This is a genomic window from Azospirillum picis, assembly GCF_017876115.1.
Lineage (GTDB): Bacteria > Pseudomonadota > Alphaproteobacteria > Azospirillales > Azospirillaceae > Azospirillum > Azospirillum picis.
This window is the reverse complement of record NZ_JAGINO010000036.1, coordinates 33,447-54,837: the sequence shown is the minus strand read 5'-3', so window position 1 is coordinate 54,837 and position 21,391 is coordinate 33,447. Positions and strand designations below refer to the sequence as shown.

The window sequence follows — 21,391 nt, the reverse complement described above, 5'->3', positions numbered from 1 at the left end:
GGGGGGGCCCGCCCCCCCCCCCCCCCCGCGGGGGGGGGGGGGGGGGGTGTGGGGGGGGGGGGGGGGGGGGCGGCCCCCCCCCCCCCCCCGACCGCACCGAAACCGGAAGGCCGGAGCCCGTCAGAACCCCATCCGCCGTGGCAGCCACAGCGCCAGGTCCGGCCAGGCGATCACGGCGACGACCACCAGCAGCATGGTGATCAGTGGCCAGACCACCCAGCGCACCGTGCTTTCCATCGAACAGCCGGTCATGCGGCAGGCCACCATCAGGTTGACCGCCATCGGCGGGGTGAACTGGCCGATGGCGATCATCAGGGTCAGGATCACGCCGAACCAGGTGAGGTCCCAGTGATAGGCGGTGGCGATCGGCACCAGCAGCGGCAGCAGGATGATGAAGATCGAGATGCCGTCGAGGAAGGTGCCGACGATGGTCAGCAGCACCACAAGCAGTGCCATCACGCCGTACTCGCCGAGGCCGGAGTGGATGATCGCATCGGCGATGGGGTCGATCACAGACAGGGTGCTGAGCGCCCAGCCGAAGACGCCGGCCAGCGCGATCACCGTCAGGATGATGGCCGAGATCTCCGCCGCGTCCACCAGCATGGAAAAGAGGTCGCGCACCTTGACGGTGCGGTAGACCACCATGCCCAGCAGCAGCCCGTAGGCGACCGCGATCACCGCCGCCTCGGTCGGCGTGAAGATGCCGAGGCGCAGGCCGCCGAGGATGATGACCTTGGCGAACAGCCCGAGCGAGGCGTCCCACAGGCTGCGCCAGAAGGGCGGGCGCGGCTCGTGCGACAGCCTGGCGCCGAAACCGTGCTTCCAGGCCAGCCACAGCGTCGGCAGGATCAGCGCCAGCCCGGCCAGCGTGCCGGGAATGATGCCGGCCGCGAACATCGAGGTGGTCGGGGCCGCGGGCACCAGCACGCTGTAGATGATGAGCGCCACCGACGGCGGAATCAGGATGTCGGTCGCCGACGCGGCGGCGATCGTGCTGGCGATGTAGGGGCGCGGATAGCCGGCGCGGATCATGCTGGGCGCCATCACGCCGCACACCGCCGCCGCGATGGCCGGGCCGGAGCCGGAGATGCCGCCCATCATCATCGCCACCACCACCGCGATGACGGCCAGCGCCCCGCGCCCCTGGCCGACGATGGCGGTGGCGAACCGCACCAGCTTCTGCGCCACGCCCGAGCGGTCGAAGATGGTGCCCGCCAGCACGAACATCGGGATGGTCAGCAACGGATACTTGGCGATGCCGGTATAGACGCTGGTCGGCACCGAAATGACGCCGAGATGGGCGGAGGCGATGGCCGCGGTGCCGGCCAGGCCCAGCGCCGCGGCGATCGGCACGCCGAGCAGCATCATGACCAGGAAGGACCCGAACAGGAGGATGGAGATCACGGCTCCTCCTCCGGGAAATGTCCGGTTTCGAGCGGTTCGGTGCCGCGGTGGATGCGGATCATGCGCCCGACCGTGCGGGCGAGCACCGCCAGGGACAGCACCGGCAGGCAGATCGTGTAGATCCACTGCGGCAGGCCGAGCGCGGGCGACGTCACCTCGAACCGGTAGTCGTCCCAGGTCGCCCAGGCGCCGTAGACCACCAGGAGCCCGTACATCGCGGCCATGCAGAGCATGGCGAACTGTTCCGCGCGGTGCCGGTTGGCGGGCGACAGCTTGTCGGTCACGAAGGTGATGCGGATATGGCGGTCCTTCACCACCGCCGCCGAGGCGCCGAGGAAGGTGAGGATGACCATCAGCGCGATGGAGTACTCCTCGGTGAAGGCGAAGGAGACGTCGGTCAGGTAGCGCACCACGACGTTGACGAAGGTGATCAGCGCCACCACCGCCATGGTGACGGCGACCAGCACCTCTTCGAGGGCCAGGGGGACGCGGGGGGTCGGGTCCGGCCGGACGATGGTTGGGTCGTGATCGCTCATGTTGCCTGGGTCCAGGTTGAGGGAGCGGGATTATTCCCGTTGTCCGGCAATCGATGCAAGAAACTATCTCCCGGACGGATCAATCTGCCGGGCATGACCGCCATGGCGCACCCGCAGGGCGGCAGTGCGCCGCCCCGAATGCGGTGGGTTTCCCGAGCCCGCCGGGTGGATCGGACGAAGGGTCGCAGCGGCACCGCGGCCCGCAAGCCGATGCCGGTGGAAATCGCCCAAAGGTTGTTGTATTCAGGAAGTGGCATCGCGAGTGATGGCGGCGCCAGGTGATGAGTCCCGACACAGGGGACGGCCGACGGTTCGCGCTCAACCAGAGCGCAAGGACGGCGGGCAGGGGGCGGTCGGCCTGGCGGTGCCGGCCGAGGGAGGCGAAGCGGCCCGGTTGCGGCCTCGGGCGGAGGAAGTCTTGCAAAGCCATCGGGGGACCTTCGAATGACCATCTCAAGCATTTCTGCCACATCGGCTGCATTGTCCGGGACCTATGCGGCAGCCAGAGTTCCGACACAGCCCCGTTCATCCGTCGCCGGAGCCGCGGTCGAGGACAAAGTGTCGGTGAGCGAGCTCGGGAAGTCGCTGCGTGGCGACTCCCTCATCGCCTTCGACGCGCTCTCCGACAAGCAGCGCAGCCAGCTCGTCGATCTGGTCGACAGCGGGAAGATGAGCGGCGAGGAGGTCCATGACGCATTGAAGCAGCGCCTGAAGCAGGCCCGCAGCAGCGCCGTCAGCGCTACCCAGCGCATGTTCGCCAATGACCACGCCGAACTGCTGGCGGGGGGAAACGCCGGCCCGGACGAACTGCGCGACGCGCTCGGCGCGACGCTGGAGCGGCGCTCCTCGTTGATGGACAAGCTGAAGTCCGCTTTGAGCCAGGACGGAGTGCAGGAGGCATCGGCCGCCCTGGCGGCGCGCGAGCTCAACCCGCTGCTGGCGCAGGGGCAGGGCGGCCTGGTGGGACTCTTCGCGGGTGGAGGCGCCGATTCCCGGCTGCTCTACACCAGGAAGGAGGGCGACGCCGCCTACAAGATGAAGTCCCTCGGCGTCGATCTGGATGGAATCGATGCCGCCCTGCGGGGCATCGGCGAGAAGGACGCCGCGGCCATCCTGTCGGAGCGGGCCGGCCTGCCGTCCTCCCGTTCCGTGTCCGCGGACCCCGACTTCTCGGAGAAGGACGCGGCGTTTCTGCCCTATCTGTCCGTTCCCGATCAAAATCGCTCGGGACCCGCTCTCGGTGGGGAGGCGGACCGCATGCGGGCGCTCTATGGGGCCGGGCGGAGGCAGGCGGTCGGTGCCGGCATCTACCAGATCGACGGCGGCCAGATCGATAGGGGGGCGGGTTCGCCGCGGGCAATCGATGTCCTGGATGTCGGCGTGCCGGTGAGCCGCCCGTCGGGAACCGACGTTTCCTACCTGAAAGGACTGTTGCCGCGCTATTGAGCGGACGGCCGTCGGCGCCTGTGCCTCAGCCGGAGGCGCCCGTGGCGTTTCCGGGCACCGGTACCGCGGCCGGCACCTCGTCCTTGCCGAGCGGCAGGGTGAGCGTGAAGGTGCTGCCTTCCCCCAATCGGCTGTCGACGGCCACGGTGCCGCCGTGCAGGGCGGCGATGCGGCGGACCATGTTCAGCCCGACCCCGCTTCCCGGCGTCGTCCCGGTGTTGGTGGCCCGGAAGAAGCGGTCGAAGATCCGCGCCGCTTCGGCCGGCGGTATGCCGATGCCGCGGTCGGACACCGACAGCTCCAGATGGGGCGTCCCGCCGGCCTTGTGGCGCCCGCGGGCGGCCAGCAGCACGGCGCCCTCCGGGCCGGAATATTTCAAGGCGTTGTTCAGGAGGTTGTGGACGCAGAGTTCCAGCAGCGGACCGTCCGCCGACATCCGCGGCGGACAACCTTCCAGGGCCAGTTCGATCCGGCGGCCGGGCGCGGCGTCGGCCTGGGCAGCCACGGCGGCGCGCAACAGGGCCGGCAGGTCCAGCAGGTCACACCGCGGGGCGAAGGACGGGTCGTTCAACCGGTCGTCGGCCAGGCACGTCTCCAGGATGTTGACCTGGCGGCGGACGGCGCGGCGGATCTTCTCCAGCCGCGGCAGCATGGCCGGCGCCTTGGTCTCGGCATCGAGCAGCAGGAGCTGTGCTGCGCCGTCGATGATCGCGAGAGGCGTCTTGAACTCGTGCGCCGCCATCGACAGGAAGCCGCTCAGCGCCTGCTTCGCCTGCTGCTCGGCGGCCAGACCCTCCTCCGCCTCGCGGCGGGCGCCGTCCAGCCGGCGGATGGTGTCCTCCAGCCGCGATTCGGCCCGCCGGCGGTGGGTGACGTCGCGCAGCATCAGCAGGCAGCCGACGGTCCGCGGGCCGGCGCCCAGCGGCACGCGCGTCACCTCGAAGCTGCGCGGGCCGTCGGGGCCGTCCAGCGCAAGCGCCATCGCTTGCGGAGCCTCCGCCGGCACGCCCAGCCGCGCCAGCGCGGCCATGCCGGGAAGGTCCGACAGGCGCCGCCCGACGGGCGATCGTCCCGGCCCGCCGGTCGGGGCGCCGCCGATCAGGGCGCAGGCCGACGGGTTCGCCTCCACCACCGTTCCTTCGACGTCCAGCACCAGGACCGGGTCCGGCACCGCGTCGAGCAGCACGTCGCGGGCGACCGGCAGCAGCTCGAACAGGCGGCGCCGGGTGATCAGCCAATAGAAGACCGCTCCCATCACCAGGAAGCTGAAGGGGGTCGGGTCGAGGTCGAACAGCGTGGCGTTGCCGGTGACATAGCCGATGTTGGCGAGCCAGGGCACCGCCATCGCCACCAGGAAGCCCAGATAGTGGGTGCGGTGGGCCGGCGAGGTGCGGCGGATGCCGCCGGCGGTGACGACCACGCTCATCACCATGAAGACGTACAGGTAGATCGTGGTGGCGAAGAACCAGAGGCCGTGGTCGTAGACGAGCGCTGCGCCGGGGGTCCCGCTCACCGGCTTGGTCGCCGTGTACATCAGGTGGTGGGCGTCGTTGGTCAGCGCCACCACCCAGGTGGCGGCCCCGGCGACCGCCGGTACCAGGCGCCAGCGCGCCGGCAGCTCTCCCTGGATGTAGGACCAGATGAACAGCGTCCAGAAGCTGGGAGCGCCGACGATGCCGATCCAGGCCATCTCCGCCCAGAACAGCTTGTCGGCCGGGGCCATCACGATGCTTTCGACCGCCGCCGCCGTCGCCCACCAGGAGGCGGAGAGCTGCATCAGCACGAAATTGCCGCAGCCTGGAAAGGACGGGAGGCTGCGGCTGCGCCAGGCCGTCCAGAGCGTCGCCATCACGGCCGCCAGGAGGAGGGCGGCGGGCAGGGTCAGCATGACGATGGCCGTGCGGTTGGCAAGGAAGGTCCTGAAGGTCGGGGCGTCCCGCCGCCGGCGGGAGTGGGGCGGGGGCTGGCCAAGGATGGACCGTGCGGGTGGGGCCGCGCAAGAGGGCTGCGGCAAGATGGAACTGCCCGGTGCGGGCGGCCTTATCCGGGATTGCGGAATCCGGCGCCGCTGCCGATAACGGGTGGACGGGCAGACGGGCGGCGGGGAGGAACGGGCGGCGTGGCGGAGGCAGGGACGGGCCGGCAGGGCGGTGCGGAAGCCGTCGGATACGGGGTGGCGCTGCTGCGCGGCCGGGCGATGCCCTCGTTGTTCGAGGCGCTGGAAACCCAGTCGGAAGGCACGGTGGCGGTCGATCGCGACGCGCGGGTGGTCTGGATCAACGCGAAGTATGCCCGCATGCTGGGGATCGCCGATCCGGCGCTGGCCATCGGCCGCGAGGTGGAGGAGATCATCCCCCAGTCGCAACTGCGGCAGGTGCTGGCCACCGGCCAGCCGATCCTGCTCGACCTGATGCTGTTCGGAACGCAGCGGCTGGTGGTGTCGCGCTTTCCGCTGACCGACGATGCCGGCACGGTGATCGGCGCCGTCGGCTTCGTGCTGTATGACAGCCTGCACCGGCTGAAGCCGCTGCTGGCCGAGCTGTCGCGGCTGGAGGCGGAACTGGCGGCGACCAAGCGCCGGCTCGACGAGGGGCGGCAGCCGCGCTACACGCTGCAAAGCTATGTCGGGGAAAGCCCGGTCTGCCTGGAGGTCAAGCGCAAGGCCCGTCTCGCCGCCCGCAGCGACGCGCCCATCCTGCTGCTGGGCGAGACCGGCACCGGCAAGGAGCTGATCGCCCAGGCCATCCACGGCCTGTCGGCCCGCAGCGGCCGACCCTTCGTCGGGGTCAACGTCGCCGCCATCCCGGAAACGCTGCTGGAGGCGGAGTTCTTCGGCGCGGTGCCCGGCGCCTATACCGGCCTCGACCGGCGCGGACGCGAGGGCCGCTTCAAGACCGCCGACGGCGGAACCCTGTTCCTCGACGAGATCGGCGACATGCCGCTGGGCCTCCAGGCCAAGCTGCTGCGCGCCCTGCAGGAGCAGGAGATCGAGCCGCTGGGCTCCGACCGGCCGGTGAAGGTCGACGTGCGGGTGATCGCCGCCACCAACGTCGATCTGGAACGGCGGATCCGTGACGGACGCTTCCGGCCCGACCTCTACTACCGGCTGAACGTCCTGCCGATCCGCCTGCCGGCGCTGGCCGAGATGGGCGGCGGGCTGGAGGCCATCGCCGAATCCATCCTGCAGGAGATCGCCGCCCGCACCGGTCTGCCGCTGCGCGTCCTGAGTCCGGAGGCGGCGGAGGCGCTGGGCCGCCACCGCTGGCCCGGCAACGTGCGCGAACTGCGCAACGTGCTGGAGCGGGTCTGCCTGCTGACCGACAACCGCCGCCTGACCGCGGACGATCTTGCGGAAGCGCTGCCGGCGCTGGAGGCCGCGGCACCGGCGGCTGCCGGGAGCCTGCCGCCGGTGCCCGCTTCCGTCCCGGCGGAACCGCCGCCCGGCTACGACGAGGCGTTCGACGCCTTCGAACGCGCCCTGCTTGGACGGGCGCTGGCCGCCAGCGGCGGGCGGGCGGCGGAGGCGGCGCGGTCCCTCGGCATCTCGCGGGCCGCCTTCTACAAGAAGCTGGCGCGGCTGGGGCTGCGGGCGGGGATCGACGGTCCGGGCTGAGACCGGCGGCCCGTTCCCTACTGCTTGGCCGCCGCCTTGAGCTCGGGCAGGCCCTTGTCGAGCTTGGCCTGGATCGCCGCCTTGTCGGTATCCTCGTCGGCGCTGCGCAGGGCGCGCGTCCACTGGAACCGGGCCTCGTTGCGGCGGCCGGCGCGCCAGTAGGCGTCGCCGAGATGGTCGTTGATGGTCGGATCGGCCGGTTTCAGCTCGACCGCCCGCTCCAGCCTGGTGACCGCCCCGTCGTAGTCGCCGAGCATGTAGAGCGCCCAGCCGAGGCTGTCGACGATGTAGCCGTCGCGCGGGCGCAGCTCGGCCGCCCGTTCGACCATCGCCTTGGCCTTGTCGAGGTGCTGGCCGCGGTCGATCCAGCTATAGCCGAGGAAGTTCAGCAGCGACGCCTCGTCCGGCTTCAGCACCAGCGCCGCCTGCAGGTCGGCCTCCGCCTTCTCCCACTGGCCGGTCTTCTCGTAGGACATGGCGCGGGCGTAGAGCAGCGGCCAATGTCGCTCCTCCGGAGCGCCGATGCGCTGCAGGGCGGTGGTGTAGGCGCCGATCGCCTCGTCGTAGCGCTTGGCATAGCGATAGACGTCGCCGAGCCGGATCGCCGCGTCGGTGCGCTCAGGCCGGTCCGCGGACAGCGACTTCAGGACGGCGACGGCGTCGTCGGTCCGGTCCATGCGGGCGAGGCTGTCGGCCTCGCGCATGCGGGCGGTCCAGCCCAGCAGCGGATCCTTCTCCAGCCCACGGTATTCCGCCAGCGCCTCGTCGTGATGGTCGCGCGAGGCCATGATGTCGGCGATCAGCAGATGGGCGAGCGGCAGGTCGTTGCGCAGATGCAGGGCGACCCGTGCGAACAGCAGCGCCGGCTCGTCGGCGTTCTCGTGGTGGAGGGCGCTGCCCAGGTCGAACAGCGCCTCCGCCAGGCCGGAGCGGGCGTCGGGGACCGGGCGGGCATCGGCGGGAAGCTGCGCCATCGCGTCGAGCGCCGGTTCGACCAGCAGGCCGTCGGGATTGCCGGCCTGGAAGGTGCGGTAGAGCTGGCGCGCCTCCTCCTTGCGGCCGGTGCGGTCCATGAAGTTGCCGACGATCTGCACCACCCGCAGCGGCGCGTCGGTGTCCGTCACCTTGGCATAGCGGGCCGCCGCCTCGTCGCTGCGCCCGGCGAGGTCGAGGATCAGGCCGGCATGCAGGGCATGGAGGGCGCCGAACCCCTGGACCGAGGCCAGAGGCTCCAGTGCCGCCAGAGCATCGTCGGTCTTGCCGCGGGCCGCCGCCAGCCAGGCCCTGGTCAGCGGCGTGACGAAACGGCCCAGGCCGTCGGAGGGCATCTTCGCGGCATAGCCGTCGGCCTCGTCCAGCTTGTCCTTCGCCAGAGCGTCGGCGGCGAGCAGGGTCAGGGCCATCTGCGGCTCGCCCTGGTCGCCCAGAAGCCGGCCGGCATAGCCGAGCGCGGTGTCGATCTGGCCTTCTCCCAGACGCAGCAGGAAGCTGCGGCGCAGCAGGGCCGGATCGTCCGGATCGGCGGCCAGCGCCTCGGCGGTGTAGCGTGCGGCGGCCGTCCAGTCGTCCTGGTGCTGGGCATAACGGCCCGCAAGATAGCTGCCGGTGGACGAGGCCGCCGCCTCTCCCGGCTGTCCGGCTGCGGCGGCCGCCAACGGGAACGAGGCCAAGGGGATCGACACCAGTGGGATCGACGCCAGCGGCGCGGACAGCATCAAGGCTGCCAGGGAGATCGACCGCAGCCGGTTTCGGACACTCGTCATGCTCTGGTCACCCTGTGTTCCAAGGAGCCTATCCCATCACTTTCGGCACCGCAGGGGCAAGGGAATCCATCTCCCGTCCCGCGGCGGTCACGGCCGGCCCCGTCCCCTATCGCCACTCCCGCCGCACCTGCTCGATCCGCTCCGGCCGCAGGATGTCGGCGGCGTGGGCATCCATATGGTCGCGCAAGGGCTCCGGCATGCCCGGCGACAGGGCGGCGCCCTCCGCCGACCACCGGGCCATCCACGACAAGGTGCGCAGCCAGACCAGCCGGCGCAAGGGCTTCAGCCAGGGCCGCACCTCGTCCGCGAGGTCGCCCGGCACGGCCATCGCCCAGGCGTCCTGGAAGGCGGCGACGTCCTCCCGCGCCAGTTCCGCATCCACGGCCGGATCCCATTTGGTCGATGTGTAGAGGCTGGCATGGGCGAGGTCGGCACCGGGATGGCCGTATTGCAGCTTCTCCAGGTCGGTGAACCAGGCCTTGCCCCAGGCGTCGATCAGGAAGTTGCCGGGATGGACATCGACGCCGACGGCGGTCAGCGGGACCGGCGTTCCCGCCGGCGGGTCGAGGTCGCCGGCGCGGGCCGCCGCCAACTCGTGGGCGACCAGATCCCGGGCCTGCGGCGACAGGCCGGCGCGGTCGAACCATTCCGCCTGCCGTTCGACCTGGGCCAGCAGGGCGGCGACCGGGTCCGCCGGTGCGGGCAGCGGGTCGTAGAGGTCGGGCGGCGCCATGCGGTGCAGGGCGGCCAAAGCCCGCGCGATGGCCGGCATGTCGGCAGGCAGGACGGGCGGGCGCCCCTCGACCTCGCCGACCACCAGGGCCCCCGACGGCAGCCCGTCGCCGGGCGGGAGGAGGCCGGCGAAGCGGGGGGTATGCCCCGACGGCTCCGCCCGGCGGAAGGCGGCGGCCTGGCGTTCGAGCGCCGTCCAGGCGTCGAGGTCGAGCTGGCTCCAGCGCGGGATGCGGGCGACCAGCCGGCGGCCGCGCAACCGCACATGGTCGTGCGCCACGCCTTTCAGCGGCATCGGCTCCAGCGCGTCGGCCGGCAGGTCCGACAGGCGCGGCAGCCGCGTCAGGGCGGCATGGAGGGCGCCGGGGTCGAAACCAGTCGTGCTCACGCCCATGACTCCTATGCCCGTGACGCTCACGCCAGATGCTCGCGCAGGCGCGGCATCAGCTCCACGAGGTTGCAGGGGCGGTGGCGGTTGTCGAGCTGCCAGACCAGGATGTCGTCCCAGGCGTCGCGGCAGGCGCTGGGCGAGCCGGGAAGGGCGAAGATGTAGGTGCCGTTGGCCACCCCGCCGGTCGCCCGGCTCTGGATCGTCGAGGTGCCGACCTTGGCGTAGCTGAGCTGGCGGAACAGTTCGCCGAAACCGGGAATCGCCTTTTCGTACAGGGCCTCGACCGCTTCCGGGGTCACGTCGCGGCCGGTGACGCCGGTGCCGCCGGTGGTCAGCACCACGTCGATCTGCGGGTCGGCGACATGGGACTGCACGAGGGCGCGGATCGCCGCGATGTCGTCCTTCACGATGGCGCGGGCGGCGACCCTGTGGCCGGCGCCGGCGATACGCTCGGCCAGCGCGTCGCCGGAGCGGTCGTCGGCGGCGCTGCGGGTATCCGACACCGTCACCACGGCGATGTTCACGGGAAGGAAGGGGCGGCTTTCGTCGATCTTCGGCATGGCGGCGGGCATATCCTGTCGGGGCCGGTTGGTCGGACCGGCGCCCGTGGGGGCTGCCGGCGGTCAGGGTATCGGGACGGCGTCCTCCTGCTCCGCCACGGGCTCTGGCGACGAGCCGCCCGACGGCTGTTCCGCTGCCGCGGAACTTCCCGCCGAAGCCTCGGACGCCGCTGGCACCTCCGCGACAGCCTCCGCCACCGGCCCTGCGGCCGGCCCCGCGTCCGGCGGCGAGGCGTCCGGCGACGGGGCGGCGGGCGGTGCTGCCGCCGGCGTGGTCGCCGCCGGCATGGTGGCCGGCATGGTCGTCGGCGAGGCGACGGGCGCCGTCGGCTTCACCGGCGGCAGGATGTCCGGCTGCGCCGCGACCTGGGTCCGGCGCGCCTCGACGGCCGTGTAGACCGGCCACTTGCCCTCGGCGACGGCATCGAGCGAAGCGGTCTCCTGGCCCAGCCGCAGCCGGTAGATCCAGAAGTTCGCCATCACCTTCTCCACATAGTCGCGCGTCTCGCCGAAGGGAAGGCTCTCGATGAACAGAAGCGGGTCGGAGATGTCGGACAGGTCGCGCCGCCAGCGCAGCAGCGTGCCGGGACCGGCGTTGTAGGCGGCGGCGGCCAGGAACAGGCTGCCGTCGATGTCCGGCATGCCCAGCAGTTCGGACAGGTAGCGCTGGCCAAGCTCCATGTTGCGGGCCGGGTCGAACAGGGCGTCGCGGCCGGCATCCTCGCGGCCGATGTCGGCATTGCGCTCCTGCACATGCTGGGCGGTGGAGGGCAGGATCTGCATCAAGCCGGTGGCCCCGGCGGAGCTGACCAGCCGCGGGTCGAACCGCGATTCCTGCCGCATCACCGCGAAGACCAGCGCGCGGTCGATGGCGAAGCCGTCGCGCGGCTTCCAGGACGGCAGCGGATAGAGCGCCGCAGCGTAGGGTGCGCCGTCCGGTCCGGCCACCGCGTTGCCCAGCCGGAGCGACAGCGTGGGCAGGCCGGCGCGGTCGGCCAGCGCGACCATCGCCTGCTCGACCAGCCGGTCGCCCTGCGGGTCGACCCGCTGCAGCTCCAGTCCCGCCAGCTCGCGCTGGCCGGCCTGCATCAGGGCGATGGCGCGGGCGCCGGCCAGCGTGGCGGCCAGTGCCGAGAGCTGCCGCCCGCTCAGGTCCGGGGCCTGCCAGCGCACCTCGCCCAGGCGGTCGAGGGTGCGCAGCGCGATCAGGCCATAGAAGGTGTGGGGATAACGGGCGGCGGCAGCCAGATGCGCCGCCGCCTCGTCCGTCTTGCCCTTCCGGGTCAGCGCGCGGGCCGCCCAATAGTCGGCCGCCGCCGCCTTCCAGGGGGAGCGCGGAGCCGCCTCCGCCATCGCCCTGAAATGGCGGGCGGCACGGTCGACCTGCTGCATCCGCCAGGCGGCGAGCCCGGCGATCCAGTGCGCCTCCGGCAGCATCTCGCCGGAGCGTGCGGCGCTGGCCGAGGCCAGGGTCAGCGCCTGGGCGCTTTCACCCGAATAATAGAGCGCCGCCGCGATGCGGGACCGGGTGGCGTCATACTGCACCGGATCGAGCCTGCCGCCGAAATCGTCCTGCCCGAGCAGGCTCAGCGCCTGGGCGGTACGGCCGCCGCGCAGCAGCTCCTCCACCCGTGCGACGGCGGCGCGGTCGCTGCGGGCGCGGGTCACGGTGCGGCTGCGCGGCGCCACCGTGACGCTGTCCCCGTCCTCGCCGTCACTCTCGTCGCCGGCCGCCACCGTCCGCAGGCCGCCGAGCCGCTCCAGCGAGCCGACGAGGCGTACGCGCTCCGCCCCGCGCGGAGGCTTCGGCGCGCGCTGGCCGGCGGGCTGGCGTTTCTGCGCCAGGCCGTGGATGCGTTCGGCTCCAGCGAGGTCGCCGTACTCCTGCATCCAGCGCGCAAGCTCCTCGTAGGCGGCCCTGCGGTCGGGGTGGAGGTAGCGCTGGCGCAGGACGTAGCCGACCAGCCGGCGGTCGGTCAGCTTTTCCATTTCCGCGTCGGCGCCGCTCCAGTCCGCACGCTCCTGCAGCGCGAAGATGCGGCGGTAGCGCTCCGCATCCTCCTCGCCAAGCTGCACAGTCCGGGCGTACGCGTCGGTCGCGAGGAGGAGCGGCATGTCGGCGATCGCGACGCCGGGGCCGGCTGCTTCGGGGTCGCCCGCATCGGGCGTGGCCTGAACGGCGGCGTCCGTCGCCTCCGGCTCACCGGGTGCCGCTCCGGCGGTGGTTTCATGGTCGGGGGATGCGCCCTGTTCCAGGGGCGGGAAAGACGGGTCGGGGACGGAGTCCGGGCCGGGCGGGACGACGGCATGACCGTCCGGCGCGTGGATGATGAGGGCGGCGCAGGCGGGCCGAAGCCCGACGGCGCCGTCGGGTCCCAGGGTGTACGCCACCGCGAGGCCCAGCACCCCCAGAAGGTTCCGCCGCAGCGGGACCGCATCCGCGGCCCGGTATGCTGCATTGCAAAATATCCGGAGCATGGCAACGGCATAACGCACGTCCGAGCGAACCGCAAGCAACGGATTCGCACCGAATGTGACGGCGCTGGTATTCGCGAGTGCAAACAATGGGTTATAGAGCGTGGGAAAAAGGCTCTAGCCCGTTGGGAAGATGCGTCCGGAGCCAACTCAGCGACGTTTGCGTTCCGCTTCCCGTCGTTTCATACGAACGATTTTGACGGCGCCGCGGCGTCTCCTCTTCACTTGCGATTACTTTAAGCCTTCTTCCTCGATCTTTTGCTTCAAGGCAAGCATGTCCCGCCACGCCTCCCGTTTTGCGATAGGATTGCGCAAGAGGTACGCCGGATGGAGCATCGGCATCAGCGGGATGGCGCCGCCGGCCCCTTCGTAGCTGCGCCATTGCCCGCGCAGGCGGGTGATCCCTTCCGCGCGGTTCAGCAGGGTCTTGGCCGAAACGCCGCCGAGCGCCACCAGAAGCCGCGGCTTCACCAGCTCGACATGCCGTTCCAGGAAGGGGAGGCAGGCGGCGATCTCCGCCTGGGTCGGGCTGCGGTTGCCGGGCGGGCGCCAGGGAAGGATGTTGGTGATGTAGACCGCGCCGCGGTCCAGCCCGACCTGGGCCAGCATGCGGTCGAGCAGCTTGCCGCTGACGCCGACGAAAGGCTTGCCCTGCCGGTCCTCGTCCTCGCCCGGCGCCTCGCCGATCAGCATGACCGCGGCCTGCGGGTTGCCGTCGGCGAAGACGGTGTTCATCGCCGTCGCCTTCAGCGGGCAGCCGTCGAAGGCGCGCAGCGCCGCCTCCAGCGCTTCCAGCGACCCGGCTTCCGCAGCACGGGCGCGGGCGTGGATGCCGGCTTCGCTGGCTCCGAGCGGCTGGTCCGGCGACTCGGGGAACGCCGGCGGGCGGGCGGGCGGACGCGGCGGAGCCGCCGCCGGGACGGCCCTGCCGGACGGCAGTGGTCCGGCCGCCCGGCCGGCGGCGGCGGGGGCCGTGCGCACGGGCATGCGGGCGGTCAGGGCCGCCCAGTCCGTCGGCTCGTCGCCGATGGCCTCGTCGCAGCCGATGTCGGCATGCCAGCGCAGCGCGTCGAGGATGTCGCATACGTCAATCATCGTTTGACCTTACCACAGATCGTGTGGTCTTTCATGTGCCGATACCCGATTTGGGTGCGACGCAAACTGTGCTACAAGCACGCGCCCCCGAGAACGATACCGGGGCATCCCGAGGGAACGAACAGCAAAACAAGCCGGTGGGGGAGTTTGGTTATGGAACGCGAACCGCGCGAGGTCATGGAGTATGATGTTCTGATCGTCGGCGCCGGCCCGTCGGGCCTGGCCGCGGCGATCCGCCTGCGGCAGCGCGCGGTGGAGACGGGACAGGAGCTGAGCGTCTGCGTGATCGAGAAGGGATCGGAGGTCGGCGCCCACCTGCTGTCCGGCGCCGTGTTCGAGCCGCATGCGCTGGACGAGCTGATCCCCGACTGGAAGGAGAAGGGGGCGCCCCTCACCACCCCGGCGCGCGAGGACCGTTTCCTCTACCTGACGGAGACGAAGGCCTACAAGTCCCCCTTCGCTCCGCCGCAGATGAACAACCACGGCAACTACATCATCAGCCTGGGCAATCTCGCCCGCTGGATGGGCAGCCAGGCCGAGGAGCTGGGGGTGGAGATCTACCCCGGCTTCGCCGCCGCCGAGGTGCTGTACGACGACCGGGGCGCGGTCAAGGGCGTCGCCACCGGCGACATGGGCATCGGCAAGGACGGCGAGCCGACCGGCAACTATACCCCCGGCATGGAGCTGCACGCCAAGCAGACCATCTTCGCCGAAGGCTGCCGCGGCTCGCTGACCAAGACCCTGTTCGAGCGCTTCGACCTGCGCCGCGACTGCCAGCCGCAGACCTACGGCCTCGGCATCAAGGAGCTGTGGGAGGTCGACCCGTCCCAGTCCAAGCCGGGCCTGATCGTCCATACCATCGGCTGGCCGATGGACCCCAAGACCTATGGCGGTAGCTGGCTCTACCACATGGAAGGGAATCTGGTGTCGGTCGGCTTCGTCGTCGGCCTCGACTACTGGAACCCGCACATGAGCCCGTTCGAGGAGTTCCAGCGCTACAAGACCCACCCGGCGATCCGCCCGACCTTCGAGGGTGGCCGGCGTCTGGCCTACGGCGCCCGCGCCCTGTCGGAAGGCGGCTTCCAGTCGATCCCGAAGCTCACCTTCCCCGGCGGCCTGATCATCGGCGACGGTGCCGGCTTCCTGAACGTGCCGAAGATCAAGGGCAACCACACCGCCATGAAGTCGGGCATGGTCGCGGCCGAGGCGGTGTTCGACCACCTGACCGGCGGGGCCGGCAACCCGCCCGACAATGGTCCCGAGGTGATCGCCTATCCGGAGCGCCTGAAGCAGTCCTGGGTCTGGCCGGAGCTGTACGCGGTCCGCAACATCCGTCCCGGATTCCAGAAGGGGCTGTGGGCCGGCCTGGCGAATGCCGCCTACGAGACGGCGCTGAAGGGCAAGTCGCCCTGGACGCTGAAGCACCACGCCGACAACACCACTCTGGTGAAGGCCAGCGAGGCGCCGAAGATCGCCTACCCCAAGCCGGACGGAAAGGTCAGCTTCGACCGCCTGTCGTCGGTCTACCTCTCCAACACCAACCATGAGGAAGACCAGCCGCCGCACCTGACGCTGAAGGACAAGTCGGTCCCGATCACCGTCAACCTGGCGCTCTACGACGCGCCGGAGCAGCGCTATTGCCCGGCCGGCGTCTACGAGATCGTCCGCAACGACGACGGCGGCGACCCGCGCCTGCAGATCAACGCGCAGAACTGCGTGCACTGCAAGACCTGCGACATCAAGGACCCCACCCAGAACATCAACTGGGTCGTGCCGGAGGGCGGCGGGGGGCCGAACTATCCGGGCGGCATGTGAGGCAGGCCACCCCGTCCCTCCGTCCGCCGCCGGCGGGGAGGGACGGAGCGCCGCGCCATAAGGGTTCCCCCCGTTGCGCCATGCGGCGCTCCTATCTATAAGCCAACGGGCAACCTTCCAGCGACGGCGCGATGATCGTTACCTGCCCGACCTGTTCAACGCGCTATACCCTTCCCGACCAATCGGTCGGATCCGACGGGCGCAAGGTCAAGTGCGCCCGGTGCGGCCACGTCTGGCGCCAGATGCCGGAGCCGGCGGAGCCCGAGCCGGTGATGGCCGACGCGCCGACCGACATGCGGCCCATGCCGTCGATGGCCAGGGCCAAGCCGGCGAAAGCGTCGAAGCCGCCGCGCGGCAAGCCGGCGAAAGGCACCGTGGCCGGGTTCGCCCTGCTCGGCGTGCTGCTGGCCGGGACGGCGGCGGCGGCCTACCTGGCGCGCGGGCAGATCGTGCGGGGGTGGCCCGCCGCGGCCCTGCTCTACGAGACGGTGGGCCTGCCGGTGGAGCCCCCCGGCGCGGGGCTGGAACTGCGCAACATCCATTCGGGGCAGACGCTGGAGAACGGCAAGGCCGTGCTGCAACTGAGCGGCGAGGTCGTCAACAGCACCGGCGACGAGCGCGAGCTGCCGCCGCTCTACGCCGTCACCATCGGGGCCGACCACAAGCCGCTGCGGAGCTGGGCGCTGCACCTGTCGGACAAGGTGCTGGCGCCGGGGGCGACGGCGACCTTCCAGCACAGCCAGCCCGATCCCGGACCGGTGACCGAGCTGACCATCACCTTCGCCACGCCGCCCGCCGGGGCGGACGCCGGTGGACATGCCGCCGACGCCCCCGCGGCGGCACCGGCACCGGCGGCACCGGCGGAGAAGCATGCCGCACCGGCGGCGCATGGGAAGCCGTCCGGCCATTAACCGCCCGGCCGCGCGGCCGGGGAGGGCCACGGGAAGGCGGTGATCAGAACTGCTTGAGCAGGCGGTCGATGTAGTCGCGTTCCTCCTGTGGGCGGCCGTACTGGCCGGAGCGCCGGCGGAGTTCGTCCAGGATCTCTCGGGCGCGCTGGAGCTCCGACTGTTCCGGGATCTTCACGTCGTTGGAATCCTGCATGCCCATGCCGCTGGGGCGCCGGCCGAGGGGATCGCGCCCGCGGCCCTGGCGCGGCATCTGACCCTGCTGGCCCATCATCGCCTGCCCCTGGCCCATCATCATCTGCTGGGCGAGCTGCTCGGCCATGCCCTGCATGCCCTGCTGCAACTGCTCCATCGCCTCCGTCTGCGAGGGCACGGCGGCGCCCGGGGCGCCGCGCTGGAGCGCCTGTCCGGCATCGCGCATCGCGCGCTCGGCGCGGCCCAGCGGCTGCGGGATGTCGCCACCCTGCTGCTCGCCCATGCGGCGCATCAGGTCGCCCAGTTGGCGGCGCAGGGCCTCCTGCTGCTCGGCCTGCTTCTGCATGGTCGGGCTGCCGGACATCTGGCCGTTCTGGTTGCGCCGCTGTCCGGGACGACGGTTGCGCGGGTCCTGCTCGCCCTGCTGCTGGTCCATCGATTCCTGCGACTGGCGGAAGCTCTGGTCGAGAAGCTGCTGCTGCTGCTGCGTCAGCTTCTGCAACTCCTGCATCATCTGCCAAGCCTGGTTCTGCTGCTGGCCGTTCTGCTGCTGGTTCATCTGGGCCATGGCGCCGGAGCGCATGTTCTCCAGCATCTGCTGCAGTTGCGACAGCATCTGTCGGGCGGCATCGCGCGATCCGGTCTGCGCCATCTCCCGCATGCGGTCCAGCATCTGCTGGAGGTCGTTGCGGTCGGTCATCTGGTCGGCCATTTCCGGCGGCACGGTCGGGATCTGCTCGCCGCGCTGCAGCGCCTCCATCATGCGCTGTTCCATGGCGTCGAGGAACTTGTCGAGCGCCGCCTGCAGCTCGTCCATCAGCCGGTTCAGCTCCTCGTCCGGCGCGTTCTTGTCGAGCGCCTCCGACAGCCGCTTCTCGGCGTCGCGCAGGTCCTTTTCGGCCAGCGACAGGCCACCGTCCTCGATGCGCAGCGCGGTTTCCCACAAGAGCTGCTGGAGCGCGGGGACCGAGTCCGGGCTCTGGTCGAGCATCAGCCTGGCGACGGCGGTGCGCAGCGACAGGAAGGCGACGATGTCCTCGCCGTAGGTTCCCGGCCGTGCCGAAATCCCGGCCAGCGCGCGGGCGACGTCCACCCGCGAGTCCTGCGGGTTGCGGGTGAGGATCTTGCGTTGCTCGATGATGGCGCGGGCGACCGGATGATGGAACGTCCGTTCCGGAAGGGTGACGGTGGCGTCCTCGGACCGGCCGGTCTGGCCGGCGCCGTCGGTGGCGACCAGCCGCACGGTCGCCGGAAGCCCGGCCCAGGGATGGGCGGTCAGGTCCTGGAATGACGCGCCGTGCGCCTCCTTCGGCCGGACGCCGGGCAGCGACAGCGCCAGTTCCAGCACGGAATCGTCCGGAACGGCGCCGGGCTTGGCGGCGTCCGGCTTGCCGGCGCCCGGCTTGGCGGAGGCTTCCGGCTTGGCCGGCTCCGGGGCGAGCCGGACCTGCGCCTTCAATTCGGTCAGGCCGTAATCGTCACGGGCCGCATAGTCGATCTTCAGGGCTCCGCGCTCGCCGGCGGAGGGCGGGTTGGCGTGGGCGACGATCGGCGCGCGGTCGGGCACCACCTGGATCGGCCAGGATCCCAGCGTCCGGCCGCCCTGGGTGACGGCGATCCGGGTTCCGCCGGTCACCGGCTTCTGGATCTGGAAATTGGAGGAATCGACGACCTCGAAGGCGGCGTTCTGGTCGCCGGCCTCCAGCGTCGGCGTGCCGTTGCCGCCGGTGACGCGGGCCAGGACAAGGCTTCCCTGCGGCACCTGCACCGGCTGGTCGGCGGCGACGCCGGCGGCATCGGGCTTCGCGCCGCCCGCCTTCTCCGCCTCGGTCTTCTGCGAGCCGGTCTTCAGGAACACCGGAGCCAGCCCCGTGTAGTCGGGAGGGTTGACCCACAGGTCGAGGGTGGCCGCCGCCGTCGCCGCACCGCTGTCCAGGCGGGGCGTCAAGGCCGCGGTCAGGCGCGGCCGCCAGTCGCCCCAGGCGGCGGCCCCCGCCACCACCAGCAGCAGGATCACCAGCGCGCGCAGGGCGTAACGGTCGTGGGAGGGCACCTCGGTGCCGGGCCAGGCGACGCGCAGGCCGCGCATGGCGGCGCGGGCACGCTCCTGGTGCAGGCGCCACAGCGCCTGCGCCATCGGGTCGTTGCCGGCCGGGCGGTCGCGCAGCGTGTGCAGCGGGCGGTGGGCGATGCCGCTGTCGCGTTCCAACCGGCGGCGGGCCTCGTCCCCGGCCGGAGCCCGGAAGCGGCGGATGCCGATCCCGAGAGACAGCAGGAAGGCGACCGCGACCAGCAGCAGGGCGATGCCGTGCAGCCAGCCCGGCAGGTTCGGCAGGAGGTTCAGCAGGGCCAGGGCGAGAAAGGCCCCCAGCACGGTCAGCGGTGCCCACAGGACCGGACCCAGCCGCTCCCACAGCAGGGCCGCGCGTGCCTGTGCCAGACGGAAGCGCGGTTCCGGCACCGCGTCGTGATGCGTCCGGCCAGCCGCGTTTCCGGCTGCCCGTCCTTCGGCCGTCCATCGTCCGCCGCGCCGCTCGTCCTGCTTCATGCAGCCCCCATCCGCGCCGAAAAGCCGCCGGTTCATGGTACGGACCACCGGGCTGGCCTGGATGCGCCACACTCATATAGGCGCGGCGGACCGGTTTTGCCCACCGGCGCGATGGTACAGCCGACCACCTCGCAATGTCGAAAGTAAGGCGGCGGTCCGGGGGCCATGGCGCCGGGGAGGCATTGCCCGCGGGCGTGCGTCGGGCGGGACCGCGCCGGTGGGCGCCTTGCGCTCAGCCGCCGCCGGGCGGCGGCGGTTCGCTCGGGGTCACGCGCCGCCGCGTCTCGCGGTGGAGGATGTAGAGGCCGCTGGCCATGACCACGGCGGCACCGGCCGCCATGGTGCCGGTCGGCACCTCGCCCCACAGCAGCCAGCCGAAGGTGACGGCCAGCAGCAGCGAGGTGTAGTTCAGCGGCGCCACCACCGCGGCCGGCGCCAGCGAATAGGCGCGGGTCAGCGCAAGCTGGCCGCATCCGCCGCACAGCCCGGTCGCCAGCAGCATCAGCCAGGACAGCGGATCGGGCGTCGTCCAGCTAAAGGGCAGGGTCAGCGCCAGCAATACGGTGGTCAGCAGGGTGAAATAGAAGACGATGGTGTCCGGCGGCTCGGTCCGGCTGAGCTGGCGGATGGCGATCATCGCCAGCGCGTTGGTCATCGCGCCGCCGAGCGCCACCATGGCGCCGAGCTTCAGCACGTCGCCGCTCGGCCGGACGATGATCAGGACGCCGACGAAGCCGACCAGCACGGCGCTCCAGCGGTGGATGCCGACCTTCTCGCTCAGGAGCGGCACCGATAAAGCCGTGAGGAACAGCGGTGCCGCGAAGTTGAGCGCGATGGCGTCGCCCAGCGGCAGCAGGTGGAACGACCAGAACATCGCCATCATCGAGGTCAGCCCGATCAGCGAGCGTCCCATGTGCCCCAGCCCGTGCCGGGTGCGCAGCGTGACCGCGAAACCCTTGCCGAAATGGATGGCCAGGCAGACCGGGATCAGGGCGAACATGCTGCGGAAGAACGTGACCTCGGTCACCGGGAAGCGCTCCATCAGCACCTTTCCCAGGACGTTCATGACCGAGAAGAACAGCACCGACGTCAGCATCGCGGCGATGCCGAGCGGGGTGTTGTCGATGCGCCGGTGCGGCTTGGAGAGGGTTTGCGGAGGGACGGTCACGGTAATCCCAACCTATCAAGCGGAACCGCCCGCGTCACGGTGTCGCGACGCGGGCGGTCATGTCGACCCGGTATGGCGGCCCTGTGAAAGCGGTCCGCGGGCTGCCGGGGCTCAGACTTTGAAAAGGCCGGTGATTTCCGACTCGGCGCGCAGCCAGTGCTCGTCCCCGCGGCCGTCGGGGCGCCCTTCCTCTTCCCAGATCTGGTAGGCGCGCTCCTGGACCATGCGGTTGCGCTGGCCGCTCAGCAGCCCCTCGGCGATGTTCATGTTCAGCCGGGCGAGCGACACCAGCTTGCGGGCCTCGATCGCGCCCTGGGTGGCCAGCATCGTGGTCGAGACCACGAACTGGGCGAGGTTGCGCAGGTTGGCCTTCACCTCCGGCTCGACGGGGCAGTCGCCGTTCAGCAGGACCGTCTTGATGGCGATCCACAGCTTCAGGTTCTGGTCCAGCGCGACGTTCACCTTCTCCGGCGTGTCGGCCTCCAGCAGGGTGCTGGCCGCCTGCAGCAGGACGATGCTGTCCTGTTCGACCTGCGCGAAGTTGGTCCGCAGGATGATGTCGGCCCAGCTTTCGGCGGGCGTTTCGAGGGCTGCGGCAGGTGCTGTGGCGGGAGCGGCGGAGGCGGCGGTCTTGCGCTTGGTGGCCATGGTGGATTCCCCGGGGAGCGTTCGGTCCGCGTCCACTTGAGGCAATCATGTTTAAGATGAGGTTAAGACGCGATCGGCGCGGACCTCTCACCCC

The 21,391-nt window shown here is 71.1% G+C and carries 15 protein-coding genes; 4 read left to right on the top strand and 11 right to left on the bottom strand.

The features are described from left to right. Window positions 1-120: 120 nt before the first annotated feature. Window positions 121-1,404: a TRAP transporter large permease gene (locus J2850_RS29850; RefSeq protein WP_209990754.1), complete on the bottom strand. Its 1,284-nt coding sequence runs from the start codon at window positions 1,402-1,404 to the stop codon at window positions 121-123. Then, the gene (locus J2850_RS29845) at window positions 1,401-1,940 is read right to left on the bottom strand and encodes a TRAP transporter small permease (protein ID WP_209990752.1); all 540 of its coding nucleotides are present in this window, start codon (window positions 1,938-1,940) and stop codon (window positions 1,401-1,403) included. The genes J2850_RS29850 and J2850_RS29845 overlap by 4 nt, the downstream gene beginning before the upstream one ends. A 564-nt stretch (window positions 1,941-2,504) precedes the next feature. Here J2850_RS29845 and J2850_RS29840 point away from each other — a divergent pair. Beyond that, window positions 2,505-3,386: a hypothetical protein gene (locus tag J2850_RS29840; protein WP_209990751.1), complete on the top strand. Its 882-nt coding sequence runs from the start codon at window positions 2,505-2,507 to the stop codon at window positions 3,384-3,386. A gap of 25 nt (window positions 3,387-3,411) precedes the next feature. Here the strand turns inward: J2850_RS29840 and J2850_RS29835 are convergent, their stop codons facing one another. Beyond that, window positions 3,412-5,274, bottom strand: a complete 1,863-nt coding sequence (locus J2850_RS29835) for a sensor histidine kinase (protein ID WP_209990749.1) — start codon at window positions 5,272-5,274, stop codon at window positions 3,412-3,414. A 231-nt stretch (window positions 5,275-5,505) separates the two neighbouring features. Between J2850_RS29835 and J2850_RS29830 the strand changes: the two genes are divergently transcribed. Next, the gene (locus J2850_RS29830; protein WP_307354594.1) at window positions 5,506-6,999 is read left to right on the top strand and encodes a sigma-54 interaction domain-containing protein; all 1,494 of its coding nucleotides are present in this window, start codon (window positions 5,506-5,508) and stop codon (window positions 6,997-6,999) included. A gap of 17 nt (window positions 7,000-7,016) precedes the next feature. Here J2850_RS29830 and J2850_RS29825 read toward each other — a convergent pair whose 3' ends face one another. From J2850_RS29825 to J2850_RS29805, 5 genes are all read right to left on the bottom strand, one after another. Beyond that, entirely contained in the window at window positions 7,017-8,762 is a 1,746-nt protein-coding gene (locus tag J2850_RS29825; RefSeq protein WP_209990747.1) for a tetratricopeptide repeat protein, read from the bottom strand. A gap of 106 nt (window positions 8,763-8,868) precedes the next feature. Further along, the gene (locus tag J2850_RS29820) at window positions 8,869-9,882 is read right to left on the bottom strand and encodes a phosphotransferase family protein (protein WP_307354595.1); all 1,014 of its coding nucleotides are present in this window, start codon (window positions 9,880-9,882) and stop codon (window positions 8,869-8,871) included. 26 nt (window positions 9,883-9,908) lie between these two features. Then, window positions 9,909-10,445, bottom strand: a complete 537-nt coding sequence (gene moaB / locus J2850_RS29815) for a molybdenum cofactor biosynthesis protein B (protein ID WP_209990742.1) — start codon at window positions 10,443-10,445, stop codon at window positions 9,909-9,911. Window positions 10,446-10,508: 63 nt separating this feature from the next. Beyond that, window positions 10,509-12,851 carry a lytic transglycosylase domain-containing protein gene (locus tag J2850_RS29810; RefSeq protein WP_307354596.1) on the bottom strand — a complete coding sequence of 781 codons (2,343 nt, stop codon included), beginning with the start codon at window positions 12,849-12,851 and terminating at the stop codon, window positions 10,509-10,511. Between the two features lie 300 nt (window positions 12,852-13,151). Beyond that, window positions 13,152-14,015 (bottom strand): uracil-DNA glycosylase, encoded by an 864-nt coding sequence (locus J2850_RS29805; RefSeq protein ID WP_209990740.1) that lies wholly within the window; start codon window positions 14,013-14,015, stop codon window positions 13,152-13,154. Between the two features lie 153 nt (window positions 14,016-14,168). Between J2850_RS29805 and J2850_RS29800 the strand changes: the two genes are divergently transcribed. Together J2850_RS29800 and J2850_RS29795 are read left to right on the top strand one after the other, a co-directional pair. Beyond that, window positions 14,169-15,830 (top strand): electron transfer flavoprotein-ubiquinone oxidoreductase, encoded by a 1,662-nt coding sequence (locus J2850_RS29800; RefSeq protein WP_209990737.1) that lies wholly within the window; start codon window positions 14,169-14,171, stop codon window positions 15,828-15,830. Window positions 15,831-15,961: 131 nt separating this feature from the next. Then, a complete protein-coding gene (locus tag J2850_RS29795; RefSeq protein WP_209990735.1) occupies window positions 15,962-16,741 on the top strand; it encodes a zinc-ribbon domain-containing protein in 780 nt (259 codons plus the stop codon). Between the two features lie 43 nt (window positions 16,742-16,784). Here J2850_RS29795 and J2850_RS29790 read toward each other — a convergent pair whose 3' ends face one another. The 3 genes from J2850_RS29790 to J2850_RS29780 form a co-directional block, all read right to left on the bottom strand. Further along, the gene (locus J2850_RS29790) at window positions 16,785-19,481 is read right to left on the bottom strand and encodes a TIGR02302 family protein (RefSeq protein WP_209990732.1); all 2,697 of its coding nucleotides are present in this window, start codon (window positions 19,479-19,481) and stop codon (window positions 16,785-16,787) included. 232 nt (window positions 19,482-19,713) lie between these two features. Then, complete coding sequence (locus J2850_RS32280; RefSeq protein ID WP_307354597.1) at window positions 19,714-20,649, bottom strand: DMT family transporter; 936 nt, start codon at window positions 20,647-20,649, stop codon at window positions 19,714-19,716. 111 nt (window positions 20,650-20,760) lie between these two features. Beyond that, entirely contained in the window at window positions 20,761-21,297 is a 537-nt protein-coding gene (locus J2850_RS29780) for a DUF2934 domain-containing protein (protein ID WP_209990729.1), read from the bottom strand. Window positions 21,298-21,391: the final 94 nt, after the last annotated feature.

What these genes read in the sequence shown, in the direction of transcription:
- J2850_RS29800 (WP_209990737.1), top strand. Translation starts at nt 14,169, where the DNA reads ATGGAACGCGAACCGCGCGAGGTCATGGAGTATGATGTTCTGATCGTC.
- moaB (WP_209990742.1), bottom strand. Translation starts at nt 10,445, where the DNA reads ATGCCGAAGATCGACGAAAGCCGCCCCTTCCTTCCCGTGAACATCGCC.
- J2850_RS29825 (WP_209990747.1), bottom strand. Translation starts at nt 8,762, where the DNA reads ATGACGAGTGTCCGAAACCGGCTGCGGTCGATCTCCCTGGCAGCCTTG.
- J2850_RS29780 (WP_209990729.1), bottom strand. Translation starts at nt 21,297, where the DNA reads ATGGCCACCAAGCGCAAGACCGCCGCCTCCGCCGCTCCCGCCACAGCA.
- J2850_RS29790 (WP_209990732.1), bottom strand. Translation starts at nt 19,481, where the DNA reads ATGAAGCAGGACGAGCGGCGCGGCGGACGATGGACGGCCGAAGGACGG.
- J2850_RS29795 (WP_209990735.1), top strand. Translation starts at nt 15,962, where the DNA reads ATGATCGTTACCTGCCCGACCTGTTCAACGCGCTATACCCTTCCCGAC.
- J2850_RS29845 (WP_209990752.1), bottom strand. Translation starts at nt 1,940, where the DNA reads ATGAGCGATCACGACCCAACCATCGTCCGGCCGGACCCGACCCCCCGC.
- J2850_RS29805 (WP_209990740.1), bottom strand. Translation starts at nt 14,015, where the DNA reads ATGATTGACGTATGCGACATCCTCGACGCGCTGCGCTGGCATGCCGAC.
- J2850_RS29835 (WP_209990749.1), bottom strand. Translation starts at nt 5,274, where the DNA reads ATGCTGACCCTGCCCGCCGCCCTCCTCCTGGCGGCCGTGATGGCGACG.